This window comes from Mesobacillus sp., assembly GCF_049588175.1.
Classification (GTDB): domain Bacteria; phylum Bacillota; class Bacilli; order Bacillales; family Cytobacillaceae; genus Mesobacillus.
Genome location: NZ_JBAVFI010000328.1, coordinates 1 through 1,855 on the forward strand (window position 1 = coordinate 1; position 1,855 = coordinate 1,855).

Genomic DNA, 1,855 nt, shown 5'->3' on the forward strand with positions numbered 1-1,855 from the left:
GTGATTTTGGCAATGTTTGCGATCATTATCTATCCTCTTCTTTGGATTGTTGGTTCTTCCTTCAATCCAGGGCAGAGTTTATCGGGTTCAAACATCATCCCTGAAAATGCAACGCTGTCTCATTATAAAGAGCTATTCGACACTAGTAAGAGCAACTATTTATACTGGTACTGGAACTCACTGAAGGTAAGCGTTTTGACAATGGTATTCACTGTAATTTTGGTCAGCTTGACTGCTTATTCTTTCTCACGCTACCGTTTCATTGGACGTAAAAACAGTTTGATGACGTTCTTGATTCTGCAAATGATTCCTAACTTTGCAGCATTGATTGCAATTTTCATTTTAGCGTTGCTTACAGGCTTATTGGATTCTCATATTGGTTTGATCCTTGTATACGTCGGCGGAGCCATTCCTATGAATACTTGGCTGATGAAGGGGTATCTTGACACAATTCCGAAGGAGCTTGATGAGTCAGCGAAAATGGATGGCGCAGGCCATTTAAGAATCTTTTTCCAAATTGTTATGCCGCTTGCGACACCAATCATTGCAGTCATTGCATTGTTCTCATTCATCGCTCCATTTGGCGACTTTATCCTTGCTACTGTGCTGTTAAGGACAGAAAGCAAGTATACTTTGGCTGTAGGATTATACGATTTGGTAGCAAAGCAATTCGGTGCGGAATTCACCACTTTCGCGGCTGGTGCTGTGTTAATTGCAGTTCCCATCGCACTATTGTTCCTGTCATTCCAAAAATACTTTGTATCAGGTTTGACGGCTGGCGGAACAAAAGGATAATCTATTAGGGCACACACTTTTAAGCAAAGGCCATATTTGGCCTTTGCTTAAATTATGAGGAGGAACAAGGATGAAAAAAAGATTAACAACCTTCATCTTATTTATGTTTCTTCTTTTTTCCGCCCTACCTGTAGGAGCCGTTGAAAAAGAAGGACGCAAGTGGCAGGATGAAACAATCTACTTTTTAATGGTGGACCGTTTTAATAACGGTGACAATAGCAATGATTTCAAGGTGGATATGCAAGACCCCAAAGCGTATCATGGTGGAGACTTTCAAGGAATTATCGACAAGCTGGATTACTTAAAGGATATGGGTTTCACTGCAATCTGGCTGACACCTGTTTTTGATAATGTCGATAAAGGCTACCATGGATATTGGATCAATGATTTCTATAAGACAGAAGAGCATTTTGGAAGCGTTGACAAGTTCAAAGAACTAGTAAAGGAAGCCCATAAGCGTGATATCAAGATTATCCTTGATTTTGTCGTGAACCATGTGGCTCCTGATCATGAATGGGTCAATGATCCTGCTAAGAAAAACTGGTTCCATGAGAAGCAGGATATTATCGACTGGAACGACCAGAAGCAGATGGAAAACAACTGGCTGTATGGTTTGCCTGACTTGGCGCAGGAAAATCCGGAAACGAGAAAATATTTGCTTGATGCAGCGAAATGGTGGATTGAAGAAACGGATATCGATGGCTACAGGCTCGATACCGTCCGCCATGTTCCAGTTGATTTTTGGTCAGAGTTTTCAAAGGAAGTAAAAAGTGTCAAGGAGGATTTTTATTTGATTGGGGAGGTATGGTCATCAGATCCGAATTACATTGCGAAGTATGACAAGGCAGGTATTGATGGTTTTGTTGATTACCCGCTGAATGACCATCTCCGAACGGCGTTTGCTAAGCCTGACCAGACTTTGGACTGGCTTTTTACAACAGCCAAAAGAAACAAAGTAATCTATGAAAATCCTGAATTGATGGGCAACTTCATGGATAATCATGACACAGCGAGGTTTACAAGGGACGCTGTCCAGAACAGGCAGCATCCAGGTACAAGG

The 1,855-nt window shown here is 41.5% G+C and carries 2 protein-coding genes; both read left to right on the forward strand.

What is annotated here, in order from left to right:
* On the forward strand, positions 1-795 hold a 795-nt coding region (locus WB217_RS08050), incomplete at its 5' end, for a sugar ABC transporter permease (RefSeq protein WP_423992306.1).
* 70 nt (positions 796-865) lie between these two features.
* On the forward strand, positions 866-1,855 hold a 990-nt coding region (locus WB217_RS08055; RefSeq protein WP_423992308.1), incomplete at its 3' end, for an alpha-amylase family glycosyl hydrolase.